Origin of the sequence: Pseudomonas sp. Hp2 (genome assembly GCF_006386585.1) — a bacterium.
Taxonomy (GTDB): Bacteria; Pseudomonadota; Gammaproteobacteria; order Xanthomonadales; family Xanthomonadaceae; genus Pseudomonas_S; species Pseudomonas_S boreopolis.
In genome coordinates, this window is sequence record NZ_VAHJ01000010.1 from 1 (window position 1) to 21567 (window position 21567).

The window sequence follows — 21567 nt, forward strand, 5'->3', positions numbered from 1 at the left end:
AGAGTAGGTCATCGCCAGGGGCTTTACCCCACAACCCCCCAGCCTAAAGCTGGGGGGTTGTTCTTTGCGCAAAACAAAAACAGCACCAACCCCTCCCGCACTTTAATATTGAAAACACTTCGCGCAGACCGTGCGCCACGTCCTGCCCGGCGCGGGCCACGATGCCGCACGCCGGAAAGGTCCGGGCCAAGAGGCCCGGGATTACAATCCCTGCATGCCCGAACTCCCCGAAGTCGAAACCACGCGTCGCGGGTTGCTGCCGCACCTGCTGCAACAGGCCATCCATGGCGTCATCCTGCGGCGCCCCGACCTGCGTTGGCCCATTCCCGCGGAGATCGAGGATCGCCTGCCCGGTTCCCGCATCGCCGGCATCCGGCGCCGCGCGAAATACCTGCTGCTGGACACCGATCGGGGCGATAGCGCCATCATCCACCTGGGCATGTCGGGCAGCCTGCGCGTGCTGCCCGGCGACGTGCTGCCGCGCGCGCACGACCATGTCGACATCTGCCTGGCCAATGGCCACGTGCTGCGCTTCAACGACCCGCGCCGGTTCGGTTGCCTGCTCTGGCAAGCGGCGGGCGAGTTGCATCCGCTGCTGGCGGAACTCGGGCCGGAACCGCTCTCGGACGATTTCGATGGCGGCTACCTGCACGGGCTCGCCAAGGGCCGCAGCGCGCCGGTGAAGACCTTCCTGATGGACCAGCGCATCGTGGTCGGCGTCGGCAACATCTATGCGGCCGAGAGCCTGTTCCGCGCCGGGATCGATCCCCGCCGCGAGGCCGGCAAGGTGTCGCGGGCCGGCTACGAGCGCCTGGCGGCCGCAGTGAAGGAGATCCTCGGCCATGCGATCGCCCGCGGCGGTACCACGTTGCGGGATTTCATCAGTCCCGATGGCGCGCCCGGTTACTTCGAACAGGAACTGATGGTGTACGGGCGCGAAGGCGAAGCCTGCGTGCGCTGCGGACGCGTACTCAGGCATGCGACGATCGGGCAGCGCGCCACGGTATGGTGCGGTCGCTGCCAGCGCTGAGTCCCGGCACCGGTTCGCCTCTGCGCCGCTTGCCGGCAGGCGCCAGGCCGGTGCGACAATCGGTGGCTTCCGAGGGAGGATCTTCGACATGTCCAGGCACCGCTTGCTTGCCTTCCCTGCGCTGCTCGCCTGCTGGTGCGCCTCCGCGCTGGCGGGCCCGGCGCCGGTGGAGGAGATCGCGCTGGAGAACGGTACTCTCCGGCTGACCGTCACGCCCGGGCTGGGCGGGCGCGTACTGGGGCTGCAGCGCGATGGCGAACCGAACTTCCTGAAAATCGGCGAGGCGGTGAAGGACCGGCCCGATCCCCCGGTGAGCGCGGACGCCGGCGACATCGCCTATCTGGGCCACGATGTCTGGGTGGGGCCGCAGAGCGAATGGTGGCTGCACCAGCAGGCGAACCCGGCACGCCGGCAGGCGCGGGCCAACTGGCCGCCGGACCCGTATCTCGGCTTCGCCACGACACGGACGCTGGGCCGCACGCCGGCTTCGCTCGCATTGCTCGGCGTGGAAAGCCCGGTCAGCGGCGTGCAGCTGCGCAAGCGCTTTGCGCTGTCCAGGGAGCGGCCGGACAGCGTCGAGCTGCAGGTGGAAGCCCGCAACGTGCGCAAGCAAGCGGTGGCCTGGGACCTGTGGTTCAACACGCGGGTGCCGGCCGCCACGCGCGTGTTCGTGCCGGTCTCCTCCGCGCCGGCGGACGTGCGCATCCAGCCCGCCGGCGAAGGATTCAGCGTGCCCGCCCACGTCCGTGCCGACGGCATGCTCGTGCTGTCGGCCAAGGACGATCGCGCGGCGCAGCGCGGCAAGTTCCTGCTGCAGCCGGCGGCGGGGTGGATGGCCGGATTCCAGGGACGGCAGGCGTTGGTGATCCGTTTCGCGCACCAGCCGCGCGAGCGCATCCATCCCGAGCAAGGCCAGGTGGAGCTGTACGTGGATGCTCCCGCCGGGGATGCGCCCGCGGGCCTGCTGGAGATGGAAGTGCACGCACCCTATCGGCAGCTTGCGCCGGGCGCGTCGATGCAGGCGGCCGAGCGATGGACGCTGCTGCGCTACGACGGCCCGGACGAGGCGGCGGCGCAGCGGCGCTTCCTGTGCGAGCAGGCGGATGCGCTCGCGCTGGCAGGTGCCTGCCCGCCCGGGTAGGCCCTGGCCTTCGTCATCACCGGCGGGTGGCTATCATGTGCCTCCCGATGCCCAGCTAGACAGCCCATGCAACGACGCGACTTCCTGAAGAATGCCGCCGCCGCTCTCGCCGCGCTGGGGCTGCCCGCCCTCCCGCAATGGGCGCTGGCCGCCCAGGCGGTCGGCCTGCGCCGCCTCGGCCAGCCGCAACCCTTCGACTATGCCTGGCTGAAGGGCCAGGCCCGCGCGCTCGCCAGTCGCGACTACCAAAGCCACAAGCGCACCTTGCCAGCTCCGGTCGAGGCGCTGGACTGGGACCAGTACCAGTCGATCCGCTATCGCCAGGACCACGCGCTGTGGGCCAACGTGCCCGGCAAGTTCCAGGCGAAGTTCTTCCATCTGGGCCTGTACTTCCACACGCCGGTGCGGATGTTCGACGTGGTCGACGGCAAGGCGCAGGAGCTGGCGTACGATCCGGCCGCCTTCGACTACGGCAGCAGCGGCCTGAAGGGGGCGGGCCTGCCGAAGGACCTCGGCTTCGCCGGTTTCCGCCTCAACACCCGGCAGGATACCGACCGCGACTTCGCCGCGTTCCTGGGCGCCAGCTACTTCCGCGCGGTCGGCAAGGAAGGGCAGTACGGGCAGTCGGCGCGCGGCCTGGCGATCGATACCGGCAGCGGCGGACCGGAGGAATTCCCGGACTTCATCGCCTACTACCTCGAACAACCGGCGGCGGACTCGGACACGGTGGTGGTCTATGGCCTGCTCGACTCGCCGAGCGTGGCCGGTGCGTACCGCTTCGCGATCACCAACGGCGACGTGCTGCTGATGGACGTCGATGCCGCGCTGTACCCGCGCAAGGCCATCGAGCGGCTCGGCATCGCGCCATGCACCAGCATGTACCAGTACGGCGAGAACGACCGCCGCATGGCCTGGGACTGGCGCCCGGAGATCCACGACACCGATGGCCTGTCGCTGTGGACCGGCGGCGGCGAGTGGCTGTGGCGGCCGCTGTGCAATCCGCCGCACCTGCGCTTCAACGTGTTCGTCGACGACAACCCGAAGGGATTCGGCCTGTTGCAGCGCGATCGCAACTTCGACCACTACCAGGACGACGGCGTGTTCTACGAGAAGCGCCCGTGCCTGTGGGTCGAGCCCAAGCAGGGATGGGGCAAGGGTTCGGTGCAGCTGGTCGAGATCCCCACGGTGGACGAGACCTTCGACAACATCGTCGCGTTCTGGAACCCGGCCGAGAAGCCGCAGGCGGGGCAGGAGCTGCTGTACGGCTATCGCCTGTACTGGGGCGCGCAGCCGCCGGCGTCCTCGCCGCTGGCGCATTGCGTGGCGACCCGCACCGGGCTGGGCGGCGTGGTCGGGCAGAAGCGCAAGTACTTCTCGTGGCGCTTCGCCGTGGACTTCGCCGGCGGCGAGCTGGCGAAACTGGCCAAGGCCAACGACCTGAAGGTCGAGGCGGTGTTGCAGCTCACGCGCGGCAAGGCCGAGATCGTCTCGGCACGGCCGCTGCACGAGATCTCCGGCTACCGCGCGATGTTCGACGTGGTACCGCCGGACGAGTCGACCGAGCAGATCGACATCCGCCTGTACCTGCGCGGCGCGGACGGACGGCCGTTGACCGAGACTTGGCTGTACCAATGGACGCCGCCGCCGGTGGCGGAGCGCAAGTTGTATTGAGGCCCGATTCCCGTGGGAGCGGCTTCAGCCGCGATGGGGCTTTCATGCAGGCCCCTCTGCAGAGCCCGCACATGCCCCTGTGCGGGATTTGAGCGGAAAAGCCCCGTCGCGGCTGAAGCCGCTCCCACAGACGCGGGGCGTCAACGCAGCGGCAACGATTCCTGCAGCGGTTCGATGCGGCCTTCGCCGCGCATGATCTTCTTGAACTCGGCGCGGCTGACCGAGACGTAGCGCTCGTTGCCGCCGATCTCCACCTGCGGGCCGTCCTGCACGGCATGGCCGTGTTCGTCCACGCGTACGGTCATCGTGGCCTTGCTGCCGCTGTGGCAGATGGTCTTGATCTCCTGCAGCTCGTCGGCCCAGGCCAGCAGGTACTGGCTGCCCTCGAACAGCTCGCCTCGGAAATCGGTGCGCAGGCCGTAGCACAGCACCGGGATGCGCAACCGGTCGACCACTTCGCTGAGTTGCCAGACCTGCGCGCGGCGCAGGAACTGCGCTTCGTCCACCAGTACGCAATTGAGCCTGCCGTGCGCGGCGATATCCGCCTCGACCAGCCGCTCCAGGTCGGTGCCCTGGTCGAAGGGGACCCCTTCGGCGCTCAGGCCGATGCGCGAGGCGACCACGCCGCTGCCGGCGCGATGGTCCAGCTTCGGGGTGAGGATCAGCGTGCGCATGCCGCGCTCGCGGTAGTTGTGCGCCGACTGCAGCAGGGTGGTGGTCTTCCCGGCGTTCATCGCCGAGTAGTAGAAGTAGAGCTTGGCCATGGGGCCATTCTAAGCGGGAGCCCCCTGTGGGAGCGGCTTTAGCCGCGATGGGGCTTGCTGGTGGATCTCCCGCGAAAGCTCGTATGGGATTCAATGGGAAAAGCCCCATCGCGGCTAAAGCCGCTCCCACAGGGGCGGTGCGCGGGATGGCGCAGTACAATGCGCGGCCGACGGAAGTTCGCCCATGCACGGTCTCAATCCTCCCCAGCGCGCCGCGGTCCTGCACTGCGAAGGTCCCCTGTTGGTGCTCGCCGGCGCCGGCAGCGGCAAGACGCGCGTGATCGTGGAGAAGATCGCGCACCTGATCGGTACCGGGCGCTACCCGGCCCGGCGCATCGCGGCGATCACCTTCACCAACAAGTCGGCCAAGGAAATGCGCGAGCGCGTGGCCAAGCGCATCCGCGGCGACGGCGCCGACGGGTTGACGATCTGCACCTTCCACGCGCTGGGTCTCAAGTTCCTGCAGATCGAGCACGAGGCGGCCGGGCTCAAGCGCGGTTTCTCGATCTTCGATACCGACGACGCCACCGCGCAGATCAAGGACCTGCTGCACGGCGCCAAGCCGGACGCGATCGAGGACGCCAAGAACCTGATCTCGCGCGCCAAGAACGCCGGGCTGTCGCCGGAGCAGGCGATGGCGGCGGCGCGCAGCACGCGCGAGATGGAGGCGGCCAGCCTGTACGCGCGCTACCAGGCGCGGTTGACCACGTTCAACGCGGTCGACTTCGACGACCTGATCCGCCTGCCGGTGCAGATCCTCGAGGAGAACGAGGAGATCGTGAAGGCCTGGCGCGAGCGCATCGGTTACCTGCTGGTGGACGAGTGCCAGGACACCAACGACGCGCAGTACCGGCTGCTGAAGATGCTGGCCGGGCCGAAGGGCAACTTCACCTGCGTGGGCGACGACGACCAGAGCATCTACGCCTGGCGCGGCGCCAATCCGGAAAACCTGCTGCAGATGGGCAAGGACTACCCGCAGCTGGAAGTGATCAAGCTGGAACAGAACTACCGGTGTTCCAATCGCGTGCTGCGCGCCGCGAACGCGTTGATCGCGCACAACCCGCATGAGCACCTGAAGACGCTGTGGAGCGACCAGGCCGACGGCGAGCGCATCCGCGTATGGGAGTGCCGCGACAGCGACCACGAGGCGGAAAAGGTCGCCGCGGAGATTTCCTTCATCGCCACCAGCAAGCAGGTGCCGTGGAGCGATTTCTGCATCCTGTTCCGCGGCAACTTCCAGTCGCGTCCGCTGGAAAAGGCGATGCAGCTGCTGCGCGTGCCCTACCACCTGACCGGCGGCACGGCGTTCCTGGAGCGGCAGGAAGTGAAGGACGTGCTGTCGTGGCTGCGCCTGCTGGTCAATCCGGACGACGACGCGGCGTTCCTGCGCGCGGTGCAGTCGCCCAAGCGCGAGGTCGGCGCCAGTTCGCTGGCCAAGCTGGCCGAGCTGGCCGCGGCCAAGCACGTGCCGATGTCGCGCGCGGCCGAGTCGATGGGCGCGCTGCAGCAGTTGCCGCCGCGCGCGGCCAACGGCCTGAGCGCGTTCACCGACATCCTGCGCGAGCTGCGCCAGGCGGCCGGCAAATTGCCCGCCGCCGACCTGGTGCGGCTGTTGGCCGAGAAATCCGGCCTGGTCGCCGACCTGCGCAACCAAGCCAAGGACGAGGCCTCGTTCCAGCGCCGCAAGGCCAACCTGGAGGAACTGGCCGAGTGGTTCGAGGGCGGCCCGCGCGGGGCCAGCGCGGGCGACCTGGCCGCGCAGCTGGCGCTGTTGTCGCGCAACGACAAGGACGACGGCGGCAACCAGGTGCGGATGATGACGCTGCATGCGTCCAAGGGCCTGGAGTTCCGCTACGTGTTCATCGTCGGCTGCGAGGACGGCGTGCTGCCGCACGAGGTCAGCCTGGACGAGGGCAACCTGCAGGAGGAGCGGCGGCTGTTGTACGTGGGCATCACCCGCGCCAAGGAGCAGCTGTGGATGAGCTACAGCCGGGTGACGCGCAAGTTCGGCGAGCAGATCCGGCTCAAGCCGAGCCGCTTCTTCGACGAGATCCCGGCCGAGGAGATCCAGCGCGACGGCGCCGATCCGGTGGCCGATGCCGAGCGCAAGCAGGAACGCGCCAAGGCCGGGCTGGCGGCGATCCAGGCGCTGTTCGACTGATCGAAGGGGACGGCATGGCGGTTCCGGGCGGAGGCGCGCCGGGACCTTGCCAGCCTCGTTCCGGTGCGGCAGGCTGCACTGCCTTCCCATAGGAGCGGATCGTGCCCGTCGTGATCGAAACCGAGCGCCTGCGCCTGCGCGAGCTGGAACCGGAGCGCGACGCGGCGGCGATGCTGGTACTCCTCAACGAGCCCGGCTTCATCCGCGGCATCGCCGATCGCGGCGTGCGTACCGTCGAGCAGGCGGCCGACTACCTGCGGGAATGGCTCGGTGCGCAGTACGCGACCTACGGCTTCGGCCATTACGCGCTGGAGCTGCGTGATGCCGGGACGTTCCTGGGCACCGCCGGCCTGATCCAGCGGGCGGACCTGGAACTGGCCGACATCGGCTACGCCCTGCTCGACGAGCACCATGGCCGCGGCTACGCGGAGGAAGCTTCGCGCGCGGTACTGGCGCATGCGCGCGACGTACTCGGGATGCGCGGGGTGTGCGGCATCGTTTGGCCGGGCAATACCGCCTCGGTGCGATTGCTGGAAAAGCTCGGGCTGCGTCGCCAGGGCGAGTACAAGATCGCGGCCGAACGCGAGCCGCGGGCGTATTACGAGCTCATCTTCTGAGCCGGGCGACTCCGTTCGGAGCGGAGCCGCCCGTCGTCCCCTGCGAAGGCCCGGCCGGGTGCGAGCCGATGGCGCGCAAGCGACCCGTCCTCATTCCCGCCTTCACGGAAGGCGGTTAGACGGTGCCCTGTAGCCGCTCCTGCAGCAGCGCGAGCTGTTCCTGCAGCTGCGCCACCTGGTCTTCCAGGACCCGCACGCGAGCGTCCAGGTCGTTGCCTCCGGGGACGCCGGCATGCGTGGTCGGCGCGGCGGCGGCCAATGCGGCGACGTCCACCGCGCCGCACAGCTGGTGCATGTAGCGGTCCTCGCGCTGGCCGCTGGCGCGCGGGACCACGACCGCCAGCGCGCGCTGCACCAGCCGGTCGAGGTGGTGGCGCAGGTCGTCCAGGTCGTTGAAGCGGGCCAACCGTTCGCTGCGGGCGAACAGCTCGCCGGCGGTCTGGGGGCCTCGCAGCAGCAGCAGGCCCAGCAGCGCCACCTGCTGCTGGGTCAGGTCGAGCGCGCTGCCGAGCCGGTGCTCGTAGCGCTCGGCGCGCGAGGAGAACTGCTGGCGCACCAGGCCGAGGGCTTCCAGGCGGCGCAGCGCATTGTGGACCTCGCCCGGCTCCAGCGTCAGCACCGGGTCGCGCGCGGTCTTCTGGTTGGCGGCGACGTGGGTGGCATTGACCGTGAGCGGGTAAGCGTCCGGCGTGGTGGCTTCCTTCTCGATCAGGCACCCCAGGGCACGCGCCTGGGCGGCGTCGAGGACCGGCAGTTCGGGCAGGGAGTCGGTATGCATGCGCGCGGGCTCCGGAAGGCTGGGCGCGCAGGATAGCCGACGCCGATGTCGAACCGCCGAAGCCCGGCCGGTAGAATTGCGGGTCTTTACTTCGGTTGGATGCCATGCGCCGTTCCGCTTCCCTGACCCTACCGCTCCTGATCGGTGCCGTGCTGGCGCTGCCGGCCTGCAAGCGCGCGGACGATGTCGCGTCGCAGGCACAGCCGGCCAGCGCACCGGCCGGCGACGAGGCGAAACCGGCGGATGCCGCCTCCGCCAAGCCCGCGGCTCTCCCTGCCGGCGACGACAATCTCAACGCCGTGCTGTGGATGCAGCGCTCGGAGGAGTACAAGGCGCTGGCCGAGCAGACCTACCGCGCCGCCGCCGACAGGCTGGATGCCGCGTTGAAGGAGAAGCACTGGGATGCGCTGGTGCCGGAAGAGCGCGCCAATGCCGCCGACGGCCTGAAGCCGGCGGTGATCATGGACGTGGACGAGACCGTGCTGGACAACTCGCCCTATCAGGCGCGGCTGGTGCGCAACGGCAAGGAATACGACGAAGTGAGCTGGGACGCCTGGGTGGCCGAGAAGAAGGCCAGGGCGATCCCCGGCGTGGTGGATTTCGCCAGGGCCGCCAACGCCAAGGGCGTCACCGTGCTGTACATCTCCAATCGCGCGGTGCACCTGAAGGAGGCGACCCTCGCCAATCTCAAGGCGGTAGGCATGCCGGTGGCCGACGACGGCGTGTTCCTGGGCCTGGGCACCTTCGTGAAGGATTGCGAGCAGAACGGCAGCGAAAAGAACTGCCGCCGCCGCCTCGCCGGCCAGAAGTACCGCGTGCTGATGCAGTTCGGCGACCAGCTCGGCGATTTCGTGCAGGTGGCCGCCAACACGCCGGAAGGCCGCGGCGCATTGCTGCAGCAATACCACGACTGGTTCGGCGAGCGCTGGTGGATGCTGCCGAACCCGAGCTACGGCGGCTGGGAACCGGCGCAGTTCAACAACGATTACGGCCAGCCGTGGCAGGCCCGCCACGATGCCAAGCGCGCCGCGCTGGACGTGGCGCCATGAGCCGCGGCCCGTTGCCGTTGGGTGCGCGCGAGCGGCTGATCTTCGCGCTCGACGTGCCCGGCCGCGCCGAGGCGATCGAGTGGGTGGATCGCCTCGGCGAGTCGGTGTCGTTCTACAAGATCGGCATGGAGCTGTTGGCCTCGGGCGAGTATTTCGACGTGCTCGACGCGCTGGCCCGGCGCGGCAAGCGCGTGTTCGTCGACCTGAAGTTCTTCGACATCCCGGCGACGGTGGCGGGCGTGATCCGGCGGCTGTCGCAATGGCCGGTGGACTACTGCACGATCCATGGCTGGCATCCGGCGATGATGCAGGCCGCCGCCGAGGCCAACGGCGGCGAAATGCGGCTGCTGGCGGTGACGGTGCTGACCTCGATGGGACGCGCCGACCTGGCGCAGATGGGCATCGACCGCGAACCGGTCGAGGTGGTGGTCGAGCGCGCGCTGGCCGCGCAGGCGGCCGGTATCGACGGCGTGATCGCCTCCGGCCAGGAGGCCGCGCCGATCCGTCGCGCCACGGGTGCGGATTTCTCGATCGTCTGCCCGGGCATCCGTCCCGGCGGCCCGGTGGGCGACGACCAGCAGCGCACGGTCGGCGTGGCGCAGGCCTTCGCCGACGGTGCCGATGCGATCGTGGTGGGGCGCCCGATCCGGCTGGCGGCCGATCCCCGGGTGGCCGCGGAGGCCATCCAGCGCGAGATCGCCGGTGCAATTTCTATTTATAACAATTACTTACCTGTAATAAATTAAGTGTTGCCTTAGATTCGCCGGCGGCGTACGATGCCGCCGTCCGGCCCGTACGGCCGGAGATGTGCCACAACACCGTCCTCCGGCTCAAAGCCGGTTTCGAGGGGCCTGCGATACCTCCGGGTGCGCGGCCTCTTTTTTTGTTCGCCGATCATGGCCGGCGGCGCGGCAGATGCGCTTGCGGGGCGGATACGACGACGGGGCCCGTGGGCCCCGTCGAAGAACGGCCATGCATGCGATGCATGGGCCGGGATCGCGATGGATCGGATCAGAACTTCGCGCCGATCTCGAACGTCACCGTGCGCGGGACGTACAGGATTTCGCCGCTCCGGTTGATCGAAACGTAGCTGGTATCCAGCGCGCCCCCGGTGCCGAAGTAGTTGCCGGCTCCGTTCGGACCACCGTAGACGTACGTGTTGTAGTTCTTGAAGTTGAAGGCGTTGAGCAGGTTGATGCGCGCCGACATCTTGAAGTCCTTGTACACGGTGAACTCCTTGGTGGCCTGGAAATCAACCGTGCGGTAGCCCCAGATATTGCCGCCGAACAGGAACTTGCCGCTGCCCGGCGGCACGAACCCGATCTGTTGGCAAGTCGCGCCATCGGGATCGGTGTGGCCAAAGCAGGCGATGGTGTTCTGCGGCATGGGCGTGGCCAGCACGAGCTTGGCACCGAAGGTAACGCCCCATGGGCCGTCGATCGAACCGGAGGCGACGAAGCGGTGCGCCGAGACCGCGTTGGACTTCACGAACGGATAGTCGTGGATGGTCGGCTTGTCGAACGCATACGGCTCGTCGATGTTGCGGTTCTGGCGCGCGCTGGTATGGGTATAGGACAGCGTCAGGCCCCAGCCCGATTCCTTGGTGTAGGGCTTCTCGGCCGACAGCAGCACCTGGCTCGAACGCTGCTCCAGGCCGTTCATGCCGAGGATGCTGTTGCGGTAGCCCGGCACCGGCTGGTCCCACGGCGCACCGCCGGTGGGGCTGAAGTACGAGCCGTCCGGGAAGCGGTTGACCAGCGACATCGCGAAGCCGTCGTAGCTGAGGATGCGCTGGAAGGTCACGTCGGTCAGCCACTCGCCGACCTGGTTGCTGATGCCGATGCTGTACTGGTCGCTGTACGGCGTCTTGAGCTTGTTGTTGAACAGGAACAGCTCGGCGCTCTTGCCGACGCCCGGGATGGTGTTGAGCTGGTCCACGCCCTGCAGGAAGCGTGGGTCCCACGCGACGCAGGTGTTGTCGGCCTTGTAGCAGGCGCCGGTGGCCGGGTTCTGGAAATACACCACCACCGGCGACAACGCGGACTTGCTGGTTTCCAGCGCCAGCTGCTCGAACAGGTTGCGGTCGTAGGAGCGGGCGGCACCGCCGTGCAGCACCGCGGTCTCGTCGCCGAAGAAGTCGTAGGAGAAGCCGAAGCGCGGTGCCCAGGCGTCCTTGAAGTTCTTGCGGTTGTGGCCGGTGCTGATGTAGTCGGCGACGTTGATGCCGGTGGCAAGCAGGCGGTCGGCCCACGGATGGCCCGGATTCTGCGGGTCGTCCGAGTACAGCGCGTCGACGTACGCCTGCGAGGTGACGAAGTCGGTATAGGCCGGGGTGTCCTCGTAGTCGTAGCGCACGCCGATGTTGAGCATCAGCTTGTCGTTGACCGCCCAATCGTCCTGGATGTAGATGCCGTACTGCTTGGACGGCGACTTGACGGTGGCCTTCTGCCCGGGCGTGTCGAAGGGCGCGACGAAGTCCACGCGGTACGGCGTCGACGCCACGCCGTTGGCGTCGACCGAGTAGGCGAACTGCGGATTCAGCGCGGCCGCGTCCTGGGCGGTCAGTTCGACGTCCTTGTAGCTGACGCCCATCTTGATGGTGTGGTCGCCGTGCCACTGGAAGCTGGTGAAAGTCAGGTCGTTCTGCAGGAACCAGCCCTTCTGTTGCTTGCGCTGCACGTTGAGGCCACCTGCCGAGCCGGTCGCCAGGTAGGTGTACTCGCCGATGTTCGGATCGTTGTAGTTGAGGTACTTGTAGACGACACCATTGCCGATGCTCATCGGCGTCGGGTTGTTCTCCGAGTCCTCGGTGCCGACGATCAACTCGTTGTACCAGGCGTCGGCGCTGTGCTGCCAGCGCAGGGTGGCGCGCTTGTCCTTGTTGATCTTGTTGACGCCATGGTCCGGCGCATCGGTGTCGCCTACATTGCCGACCTGGGTTTCGTCGCGGTACAGGCCGCTCAGTTCGAAGCGGTCGCGGTCGGTCGGCTCGAAGTCGATCTTGCCGAAGTACAGGTCCTCGGAGAACGGCATGTTGGCCGCGCCGTACTGGCTGCTGATGTTGGAAGGCAGGTAGCCGACATAGGGGCCCGCATTGGCATCGGGCTGCACGCTCTTGGGCACCACGTTGTCCTTGCCTTCGTAGGCCACGAAGAAGTGCATGCGGTCCTTGATGATCGGGCCGCCCAGCGCGAAGCCGTATTCCTTGGTCTGCGAGTCGATCTTGCCGGACTTCTCCTCGTCGGGCCGCTTGTCGCGCAGGTCCTGGTCGGTGTAGCGGTAGAACACCTCGCCGTGGAACTCGTTGGTGCCGGACTTGGTCGCCGCGGTGATCGCCGCGCCGCTGACCTGGCCGTACTCGGCCTTGTAGTTCGAGGTGATGACCTTGTACTCGCCGATCGCCAGCTGCGGGAACGGGTTGCCCTGGGTGTCGCTCTGGCCGGCGATGCCGCCGCTGCGCACGTAGCTCTTCTGGCCGACGCCGTCGATGTACAGGTTGCCGGAGCTGGCGTTGGAGGCGCCGCCGCGCAGCTTGGTGTTCCCGTCGCCGTCGATCTGGAACACCATGCCCGGCACGGTGTCGGCGAATTCCAGGAAGTTGCGCGTGGCCTGCGGCAACTGCTGGATCTGGCGCAGCGAGACGGTGTTGCCGACCTCGGAGGTCTTCACGTCGCGGATCAGCGGCGCGGACACGTTCACGGCCGCGAGCGTGGTGGCGTCGCCGGCCGGCGCCTGCGCTTGCGCCTCCAGGTTGACGGTGGCGGTGGAGGCCACCGACAGCGTGACGGTGCGGCTGACGCCGCCGGATTCGACGGTGTAGGTGCCCGGCGGCAGGCCGACGATCGTGTAGCTGCCGCCGGCGTTGACCGGCGCGCGGCGCACCGAGCCGGTGGCGACGTTGGTGACGGTGACTTCGGCGCCGCTCTGCGCGGCGGCGACCTGGCCGCGCAGCGTGGCGGTACTGGTCTGCGCCAGCGCCAGCGGCGCGGCGGCGAACAGGCCGGTGGCCAGGGCGCAGTACAGCAGGCTGCGCGCGGGCAGGCTCGACAACGGATTTTGATTCTTCTTCATGGCAACCCTCTCCCAAGGGACAGCGCAAGACGGGTGGTTTGGAACTGGAGCGAATCGAAGATGCAAAAAAGCAGTGGGCGGGTGACGCGGGTGCGAAGGGATCAGGCCATGCGGGGCCTCCGGGGGGCGCTCGAGGCGCGGACGATCAGTTCGGGAACGATCCCGGAGGTGGACGGCGCCGTAGGATTCGCGTCATCTGCCGGGAGAGAAAGCTGGTCGATCAGCAGTTGCAGGGCGCGCGCGCCGAGCCCGGCGATGTCCACGTGCATCGTGGTCAGCGCGGGGTGCACGTAGCGCGCCAGCGGGACGTCGTCGAAACCGGCCAGGGCGATGTCGTCGGGCACCTGCAGGCCGGCGTGGTTCAGGGCGAACAGGCAGCCCAGCGCCATGGTGTCGTTGGCCGCGAACACGGCGTCCGGGCGCTCGCCGCTCGCCAGCGACTGGCCGGCGCGGTAACCGGAGGCTTCGTCGAACAGGCCCGGCAGGTCCCAGGGCGGCAGGCCGGCGTGGGCCATCTCGTCGCGATAGCCGCGCAGGCGTTCGTGCGCGTCGAAGCTGTCCTGCGGTCCGCCGACGAAGGCGATGCGGCGATGGCCGGCGTCGATCAGGTGGCGCGTCATCGCGCGCGCGCCGCCGTAGTTGTCCACGCCCAGCGCGGGATAGCGCGCCGAGTGCGGGCCGCTGTTGAGCAGCACCGCCGGCAGGTGGGCCGGCAGGCCGTCGAACAATCCGCTCTCGTCGCTGCACGGCGCCATCATCAGGACGCCGTCCACGCGCCCGGGCAGGCGCTGCAGCGCGCTGCGCTGCTCGTCGATGCGGCCGTGGTGGCTGGATACCAGCAGGTGGTAGCCGTGCTGGCGCGCGCCCTGGTCGATGCCGCGGATCAGCTCGGAGAAGAACTCGCCGTACAGGTCCGGCAACACCACGCCGATGGTGTGGGTGCGCCGGCTGCTGAGGCTGCGCGCGGCATGGTGCGGCACGTAGTGCAGCGCCTGCGCCGCCTGCATCACGCGCTGGCGCACGGCTTCGGCGACGTGCTGCTGGCCGTTGATGGTGCGCGACACCGTCGCCACCGAGACGTTGGCCTGGCGGGCGACGTCGCGGATGGTGACGCCGCCGTCGCCGCGGGCCCTGCGTGCGCGGGTCACCATTGCGCCTCCAGCGTGCGGAAGGGGCGTTCCAGCAGGACGCCGCTGGCGTCGTAGTCGCGCACGACGCGGCCGTCGACGCGCACCTGTTTCGGGCGCGTGCGCGCCGGCCACCAGACGCGCAGCGCCGCGTCCGCGCGCAGGCCCTCGCCGAGCGAGAGCCGCAGGCGTTCGCCGTCCTGGCGCGCCTGCAGGCGCAGCATGCCATAGGCGGTGGGCAGCCGATCGATGGCCAGGCCCTCGCCGGCCAGCCACGCCGGCGGCGCGCCGGGCAGCAGCGACAAGGCGTCGTCGTCCTCGCGCATCAGCATGCCGAACAGGGTCCGCGCGTACTCCGCGCCGATCCAGGTGTGCGGCATGTCGCCGAGGTAGCGCGGAAAGCGCGGCCGCGAGTGCACCACCTCGGCCAGCACCTGCCATTCCTGCGGGCGGCGGTCGCGCAGGAAGTCCTGCAGCAGCTCGTCGGCCACGGCCGGCTGGTCCATGTGCACGTAGCTGAGCACGTTGCGGATCTCGTACGGCGTGTAGGCGTACAGCGCGCCGGGGCGGGTGCGCTTGCGCACGTCGTCCAGGTAGCGCGCGAAGGTGGTGCGCAATGCGTCCTGCGGCAGCACGTCCTGCGCGCCGGTGGGATCGAGCGCGATCGAGACGCTGGTCGGGTCGCCATCGCCGAGGTCGGCCGAGGCCGGGATGAAGTCGGCGCCCTTCCATGCCATCGTCGCGCGGATCGACGCGGCCAGCGAATCGTGCAGCGCGCGGTACTGTTCGCGCGCCCACGCGGCGGTTTCGTGGTCGCCGAGCGATTCGGCCAGCCAGGCGCCGTCGTGCCAGCCCTTCAGTCCCCAGTAGTCGTCCCAGTAGCTGTGCGTCGGCGAGGGATAGCCCTCGTGGCTGATCGACGGCGCCAGGATGCCGGCTAAACGTTCCGGCGCCGGCTGGCCCGCCATGTAGCCCGGCACCAGCGTGCGTTCGCGCAATTCCTGCAAGAAGCGCATCGCGGCCTTCACCTTCGGCAGGTAGGCGCGCACCGTTTCCGGGCCGCCGTCCAACCGCGCAACGTCGGCGACCAGCGCGATGTACTGGCCTTGGCTGTCGTACTCGATGTCCGAGCCGAACCCGGTGTTGACGGTGCCGTCGTCGTTGAGGATCGGCGAGACCAGGCCGTTGGGATGCACGCCGTGCTCGCTGTACCAGGCCAGGTAGTCGCGCGCGACCTTCGACTCGCCCATGCGCAGCAGCACCGCCGAGGTGGCCATGCCGTCGCGGATGAAGGAGCGGTTGTAGTTGCGCGGGCCGGGCTGCATCGCCGGGCCGGTCTGGTTGATCAGCATGTACGCGGCCTGCGCGCGCAGCATGTCCACGAGCGAGGGATCGGGCAGGCGCAGGCCGACCTGGCCGAGCCGGGCCTGCCAGTCGGCGGAGACGCGCGCGGCCAGCGCATCGAAGGCGGCGTCCGGATCGCGCGGCGCGTCGCCCAGGTCCGGCACCGGCGCTTCCGGCAGCGTGCCGTCGGCGGCCGCGGCCGCGGTGCCGAGCGGGAAGGCGACCACCACCGAGCGGCTGGCGCCCGGTGCGAGGTGGACCCGGTAGGCCAACGCGGCGGCGGCCAGGCCGTCGGGATCGTGCGCCTTCGGCGTCGCCGGCAACTGGCCTGCCGCGATCGCGGCGGTGATCTCGGTGCTGCCGTCCGGGCCGAACGGCGCGGCGCCGGCGGCATCCACCGGCGTCAGCGAGTGCAGCAGGCGCCGGTCGTTGATGCGCACGGCCTGGCCTTCGATGGCGACGTCGCGGATCGGCGACAGTCCCCCGTTCTGCCACGGCGGGTTCATCTGCATCGGCCGCACCGCCAGCGACAGGGTGCCGTCCACCGGGACGCTGCCGGTGTTGCGCAGGCGATGGCGCACGAACGTGACCGGCTGGCCGCCGAGCTCGACCGCGAACGCCTCGCTCTGCAGTTCCAGCCCGGGTTGCGGGGTCCAGGCGACCGACGGCATCGGCTTCCAGCCGTCGCGCAGCGCATGCCGCACCGGCCGGTCGGCGGCACCGGCGGCGGTACCGTCGGCATTGCGCCAGATCGGCTGCACCAGCGGCGCGCCCTTGAACGCTTCCAGGTTGCCGTATTCGTCGAAGATCGATTTCTGCCGGCCGGCATGCACGCCGACCGCGGTCCAATAGGTCTGCTGCAGGTGCAGCGAGGCCGGGAACAACGCGCGCTGCGCGCCGGTGGCGGCGATCTGGTAGCGCTTCATCGGCGTCATGGTCGCCGCCGGTCCCAGCAGGCGTATGCGCGCCACCCGGGGCGCGTCACCCTCGACCACCAGGCGCAGGGCCCGTGCGGTCACCGCGGCGTTGCCGGCGAGCCAGCTGCTCTGGCGGCTGCCGGCCTGGGGATCGCGTGCCAGTTCGCTCCAGCGACCCCGTGCGTCCTGGGCCTGCAGCCGGGCCGCGCCGTGCGGGCCGGCCCAGTCCACGGCCAGGCCGGCCGTCGGCAGGGCGCGTGGCAGCGTGATCTCCAGCGCGTGCCCGCGATCGCGCGCGGCCGGGATCGCGACCGCGCCGCCGCCTTGCCACAGCGCGGCGGCCTGCGCCGGGTCGAGCCCGGCCACGCGCGCGCTGGCGGACGCGGCCAGCGGCTCCATCTCGTAGATCGACACGCCCCAGTCGGCCGTGCGATCGGGGCTGGCCAGGCGCAGGTAGCGCGCGCTGCGTGGCGAGAAGAACACGGTCTCGGTGCCGCCCAGCGAATCGGGCATGGCGTAGGCGTCCTGCCACCGGGTGCCATCGACCGAGGTCTGGAGGCGGTAGCCCTCAGGGTTGGCCAGGTCCCATTGCAGGCGGACGCCGCCCAGCATCGCCGCATGGCCCAGGTCGATCTGGAACCAGTGGCCCGGGCTGAAGGCGCCGCCGGTGCGGGTCGCCGGATCGCCATCGATCAGGTGCTCGACCGCCATGGCCTGGACCTGCTGCGATGAACTGCTGGCCCGCCACTGCTCGCGCGGCGGCAGGTCCTGCGCCATGCCGGCCCAGGCCGGGACAAGCAGGGCGAATGCAAGGCCGAGCCGGCGGGCTGGCCTGGTGATGACTGCTTGGCAATTGGCGCGTGTTCCGGTCACTCCCCGCCCTCGCTCTCCACCGAGGCCCCGGAAATGAGGCGGCGCGCACGCTATCAGGAACTGCAAGCGTTTACATGATGCACTGCAATATTCGCCGGGGCATGCCATGGGAATGAAACACTTGGGCATGCGCGGACATGTCTGTCCACATTTGTCCGCGGCGGAGACAGCGCGGGACAAGGGTCGCAGCGCCGGTCCGGGCGTTGCCTTGCCGCGGTCATCACCAACCCGCAAGATGGCGGATCGATCGGGGAAATCGAAACCGCCCATGCCGCCTTCGCTTGCCCGGCTCCGCCCGCCGTCCCTGCTGCCCTGGCTGCTGCTGGCCGCCGCCGTGCTGGGGGCGGGGTGCAACCGGCATTCCGCCGAGCCCCTGCCCGGCGCCGACGCGGCGCCGTCCGCGGCCGTGCACCAGTTCGTGGTGCACCTGCGCAACAACGATCTCGTCGCCTATGCCAAGACGATGGTGACCCCGGCCCAGTACGGCCAGCTGGAGACCGCCTGGCGCGAAGGCCGCAGCCGCTGGCCGTTGACCGAACTGCCGCTGTCGGACGAACTGCCGGCATTGCTGGCCGCACTGTCGCGGCCGGACGCCGAGAAGACCCTGCAGAAGTCCTTCGACCAGCAGTTCGCCGGCCAGGCCGCCGGGATCCGCGAGGCGGCGCAGTCGCTGGGCATGTTCGGCGTGCAGTACCTGCGCAACCAGGGCAGCTACAGCCCGGAGCAGCGGGGCCATTACGTGCAACTGGTGACCGCGCTCAGCCAATGGGCGGCCTCGGCGCCCCTGGCCGACCGCGGCCTGGCCCGGCAGGCGATCGCCGAGCTGGCCGCGGCCGCGCGCAAGACCGGCCTCGGCAGCGAGGCTGCGCTGCGCGAAGCCGGCATGGAGGAAAGCCTGCGCCGGCTCGGTCCGTTCTTCGCCACGGTCAAGGCCGTGCTGGCCCGCTACGACCTGCCGCTGGACACCACCCTGGACGAGCTGCGCAGCGGGCTGGTCAGCCAACAGGGCGACCAGGCGCAGGTGCGCATCCACTATCCGCTGGCCGCCGCCGAGATCGACACCACCGCCAGCCTGGTGCGGCGCGAAGGCCGCTGGTACCTGCGGCAGACCCAGGACGAGGTCGCGCAGCTGCTGGCCAGCCCGGTGCCGGCGCCGTCGCCGCCGGACACCGCCCCGACGGCTGGGCGATAATGCCGCCGATGCCAGAACAGAATCCGTTGCCCTTCCCGGACGAGCGTCCGGCCACATCGGCGCCGCAGGACGCCGCGACCGCCGCCGAGCCCGCGCCCACCTCCGATCCGCTCCCGGCCGCGACCGCGCCGGTACCGGCCGTCGCGCCGCAGAAAAGCGAGCGCCGCCCGTTGTGGGCGCGCCTGCTCGGCCGGCTGGCCGAGCCCTGGCTGGAGCTGACCATCGAGCCGGAGCAGCCGGGCCAGTACAACGATGGCCGCCCGGTCGTGTACGTGCTGGAGGACTACGGCCTGTCCAACGCGCTGATCCTCGACAAGGCCTGCCGCCAGGCCGGGCTGCCGTCGCCGCTGGTGCCGCTGCCCGGCGACCCGTTGCAGCGCAAGCGCGCCTACCTGGCGCTGTCGCGGCGCAGTTCCAGCAATTCGCTGATCCCCGAGCAGCGCGGCGCCAGGACCCACTCCGATTCGCTCGCCAAGCTGCTGCAGGCGCACCGCACCCGGCCCGACCTGGACGTGCACCTGGTGCCGGTGTCGATCTTCGTCGGCCGCGCCCCGGACCGGCAGAGCGGCTGGTTCGCGGTGCTGTTCTCGGAGAACTGGGCGCTGGTCGGCCGCTTCCGCCGCCTGCTGGCGGTGCTGCTCAACGGCCGCACCACCATCGTCCGCTTCTCGCCGCCGATATCGCTGCGCCAGACCGTGGACGAGGGCCTGCAGCCCGAGCGCACGCTGCGCAAGCTGCAACGCGTGCTGCGCACCCACTTCCGCCGCATCCGCGAGGCGGTGATCGGGCCCGACCTGTCGACCCGCCGCACGCTCGTGGACCAGGTGCTGGCGGCCGAGCCGGTGCGCGAGGCGATCGCCGCGCAGGCCAAGCGCGACAACAGCAAGCCGGTCGATGCCTGGCGCAAGGCCCAGGCCTATGCCTGGGAGATCGCCGCGGACTACTCCAGCCCGGTGGTGCGCTCGGCCAGCTTCCTGCTCAGCCACGTCTGGAACCGGATCTACGCCGGCGTGCTGGTGCACCACCTGGACAAGTTCAAGCAGGCCGCGCCGGGCTACGAGATCGTGTACGTGCCCAGCCACCGCAGCCACATGGACTACCTGCTGCTGTCGTACCTGCTGTACGAACGCGGCATCGTGCCGCCGCACATCTTCGCCGGCGTCAACCTCAACCTGCCGGTGGTCGGCACGCTGCTGCGCAAGGGCGGCGCCTTCTTCGCGCGGCGCACCTTCAAGGGCAACGCGCTGTACTCGGCGGTCTTCCGCGAGTACATGGCACAGCTGGTGTCGGGCGGCTACTCGATCGAGTACTTCATCGAGGGCGGGCGCTCGCGCACCGGCCGGCTGCTCCAGCCCAAGGGCGGATCGATCGCGATGACGGTGCGCGCCTACCTGCGCCAGCAGCGGCGCCCGGTGCTGTTCCAGCCGGTCTACATCGGCTACGAGAAGCTGATGGAAGGCCGCAGCTACCTGGACGAATTGTCCGGCCGGCCGAAGGAGAAGGAGTCGATCTGGGCGCTGCTGTGGGGCATCCCCAAGGTGCTCAAGCAGAACTACGGCCAGGTGGTGGTGAACTTCGGCGAGCCGATCGCGCTGGACGACGTGCTGGCCGAGCAGGCGCCGGAGTGGAACGGCCAGCCGGTCTCCGAGGAGGAGAAGCCGGCATGGCTGGCGCGCGCCGTCGACACGCTGGCCCAGCGGATCCAGGTGCACGTCAACGGCGCCGCCGACGTCAACCCGATCAACCTGCTGGCGCTGGCGCTGCTGTCCACGCCCAAGCATGCGATGGGCGAGGCCGACCTGATCGCGCAGATCGAGCTGTGCAAGAAGCTGCTGGCCGAGCTGCCGTACTCGGACCGGGTCACGGTCACCCCGCATTCGCCCGAGCGCATCATCGCCCACGCCGAGGAGATCGCCGTGCTCACGCGCACGCCGCATCCGCTCGGCGACGTGCTCGGCGTCAGCGGCGACACCGCGGTGCTGCTGAGCTATTTCCGCAACAACGTGCTGCACCTGTTCACCGCGGCCTCGTGGGTGGCGTGCTGCTTCCAGAACAACCGGCGCATGAACCGCGGTACCCTGCTGCGGCTGGGGCGCTCGGTGTACCCGTTCCTGCAGGCCGAGCTGTTCCTGCCGTGGAGCGAGGACGAGTTCGCCGAGCGCATCGACCGCACCATCGAGGTGTTCGTGCGCGAGGGCCTGCTGCTGCACGTCAACGACGAAGGCGACGGCCTGCTCGCGCGCAATACCGGGCAGACCGACGAGGTGTTCCGGCTGCGCGCCATCGGCCACTCGTTGCAGCAGGCGTTCGAGCGCTACTACATCACCATCTCGGTGCTGGCCAAGAACGGACCCGGCACGCTCGGCGCCGCCGAGCTGGAGAGCCTGTGCCAGCAGGCCGCGCAGCGCTTGAGCCTGCTGTACGCGCCGGCGGCGCCGGAGTTCTTCGACAAGGCGCTGTTCCGCGGCTTCATCCAGAAGCTGCGCGAGCTGAAGCTGGTGTGGCCGGACGAGAACAGCAAGCTGGTGTTCGACGAGCGCCTGGACGCGTGGGCAAAGGACGCCAAGTTCATCTTAGGCCGCGAGCTGCGACACACCATCGAGCGGGTGAGTCCGGCGGCGGCGAAGGTGGAGACGGAAACGACCGGCGCGTCGGTCGACTGAGGCCCTGCGGAGGTCGGGGTGGGATGGCGCGGCGCAAGGGCCGCGCACGAGAGGACGCCGCCATGCTGTTGGGCGATCTGCGCTCCAGGAAGGACGGCAGTTGCAGGCCGGGCCGCCATTCGGCGGTTCCCGCGCATTCGCCGGCGCGAGACCAGCGGTTTCCGCAACA

General features: G+C 69.5%; 14 protein-coding genes. 9 read left to right on the forward strand and 5 right to left on the reverse strand.

Going from position 1 to position 21567, the window contains the following annotated elements:
* Positions 1-214 precede the first annotated feature (214 nt).
* From mutM to FD678_RS19675, 3 genes are all read left to right on the forward strand, one after another.
* Positions 215-1030: a bifunctional DNA-formamidopyrimidine glycosylase/DNA-(apurinic or apyrimidinic site) lyase gene (gene mutM, locus FD678_RS19665; protein WP_140727944.1), complete on the forward strand. Its 816-nt coding sequence runs from the start codon at positions 215-217 to the stop codon at positions 1028-1030.
* Between the two features lie 88 nt (positions 1031-1118).
* Positions 1119-2171 (forward strand): DUF4380 domain-containing protein, encoded by a 1053-nt coding sequence (locus FD678_RS19670; RefSeq protein WP_140727945.1) that lies wholly within the window; start codon positions 1119-1121, stop codon positions 2169-2171.
* A 66-nt stretch (positions 2172-2237) separates the two neighbouring features.
* Positions 2238-3842 carry a glucan biosynthesis protein gene (locus tag FD678_RS19675; RefSeq protein ID WP_140727946.1) on the forward strand — a complete coding sequence of 535 codons (1605 nt, stop codon included), beginning with the start codon at positions 2238-2240 and terminating at the stop codon, positions 3840-3842.
* A gap of 140 nt (positions 3843-3982) precedes the next feature.
* On the opposite strand, the gene FD678_RS19680 is transcribed toward FD678_RS19675, so the two are convergent.
* A complete protein-coding gene (locus FD678_RS19680) occupies positions 3983-4606 on the reverse strand; it encodes a thymidine kinase (protein ID WP_140727947.1) in 624 nt (207 codons plus the stop codon).
* A gap of 184 nt (positions 4607-4790) precedes the next feature.
* Here FD678_RS19680 and rep point away from each other — a divergent pair, with 184 nt between their 5' ends.
* Positions 4791-6767: a DNA helicase Rep gene (rep, locus tag FD678_RS19685; RefSeq protein WP_140727948.1), complete on the forward strand. Its 1977-nt coding sequence runs from the start codon at positions 4791-4793 to the stop codon at positions 6765-6767.
* A gap of 101 nt (positions 6768-6868) precedes the next feature.
* Positions 6869-7384 (forward strand): GNAT family N-acetyltransferase, encoded by a 516-nt coding sequence (locus FD678_RS19690; RefSeq protein WP_218569889.1) that lies wholly within the window; start codon positions 6869-6871, stop codon positions 7382-7384.
* 115 nt (positions 7385-7499) lie between these two features.
* On the opposite strand, the gene FD678_RS19695 is transcribed toward FD678_RS19690, so the two are convergent.
* A complete protein-coding gene (locus tag FD678_RS19695) occupies positions 7500-8162 on the reverse strand; it encodes a YceH family protein (protein WP_140727949.1) in 663 nt (220 codons plus the stop codon).
* A gap of 104 nt (positions 8163-8266) precedes the next feature.
* Between FD678_RS19695 and FD678_RS19700 the strand changes: the two genes are divergently transcribed.
* Together FD678_RS19700 and pyrF are read left to right on the forward strand one after the other, a co-directional pair.
* A complete protein-coding gene (locus FD678_RS19700; protein WP_140727950.1) occupies positions 8267-9211 on the forward strand; it encodes a 5'-nucleotidase, lipoprotein e(P4) family in 945 nt (314 codons plus the stop codon).
* Positions 9208-9957 (forward strand): orotidine-5'-phosphate decarboxylase, encoded by a 750-nt coding sequence (gene pyrF, locus FD678_RS19705; protein ID WP_140727951.1) that lies wholly within the window; start codon positions 9208-9210, stop codon positions 9955-9957. The genes FD678_RS19700 and pyrF overlap by 4 nt, the downstream gene beginning before the upstream one ends.
* A 265-nt stretch (positions 9958-10222) precedes the next feature.
* On the opposite strand, the gene FD678_RS19710 is transcribed toward pyrF, so the two are convergent.
* The 3 genes from FD678_RS19710 to FD678_RS19720 form a co-directional block, all read right to left on the reverse strand.
* A complete protein-coding gene (locus FD678_RS19710) occupies positions 10223-13282 on the reverse strand; it encodes a TonB-dependent receptor domain-containing protein (protein WP_140727952.1) in 3060 nt (1019 codons plus the stop codon).
* Positions 13283-13383: 101 nt separating this feature from the next.
* Entirely contained in the window at positions 13384-14430 is a 1047-nt protein-coding gene (locus FD678_RS19715; RefSeq protein WP_218569890.1) for a LacI family DNA-binding transcriptional regulator, read from the reverse strand.
* Positions 14427-17447 carry a galactose-binding domain-containing protein gene (locus FD678_RS19720; RefSeq protein ID WP_140727954.1) on the reverse strand — a complete coding sequence of 1007 codons (3021 nt, stop codon included), beginning with the start codon at positions 17445-17447 and terminating at the stop codon, positions 14427-14429. The genes FD678_RS19715 and FD678_RS19720 overlap by 4 nt, the downstream gene beginning before the upstream one ends.
* A 364-nt stretch (positions 17448-17811) precedes the next feature.
* Here FD678_RS19720 and FD678_RS19725 point away from each other — a divergent pair, with 364 nt between their 5' ends.
* Both FD678_RS19725 and plsB read left to right on the forward strand, forming a co-directional pair.
* Positions 17812-18735: a hypothetical protein gene (locus FD678_RS19725; protein ID WP_140727955.1), complete on the forward strand. Its 924-nt coding sequence runs from the start codon at positions 17812-17814 to the stop codon at positions 18733-18735.
* Between the two features lie 8 nt (positions 18736-18743).
* Entirely contained in the window at positions 18744-21398 is a 2655-nt protein-coding gene (gene plsB / locus FD678_RS19730) for a glycerol-3-phosphate 1-O-acyltransferase PlsB (RefSeq protein ID WP_218569891.1), read from the forward strand.
* Positions 21399-21567 lie beyond the last annotated feature (169 nt).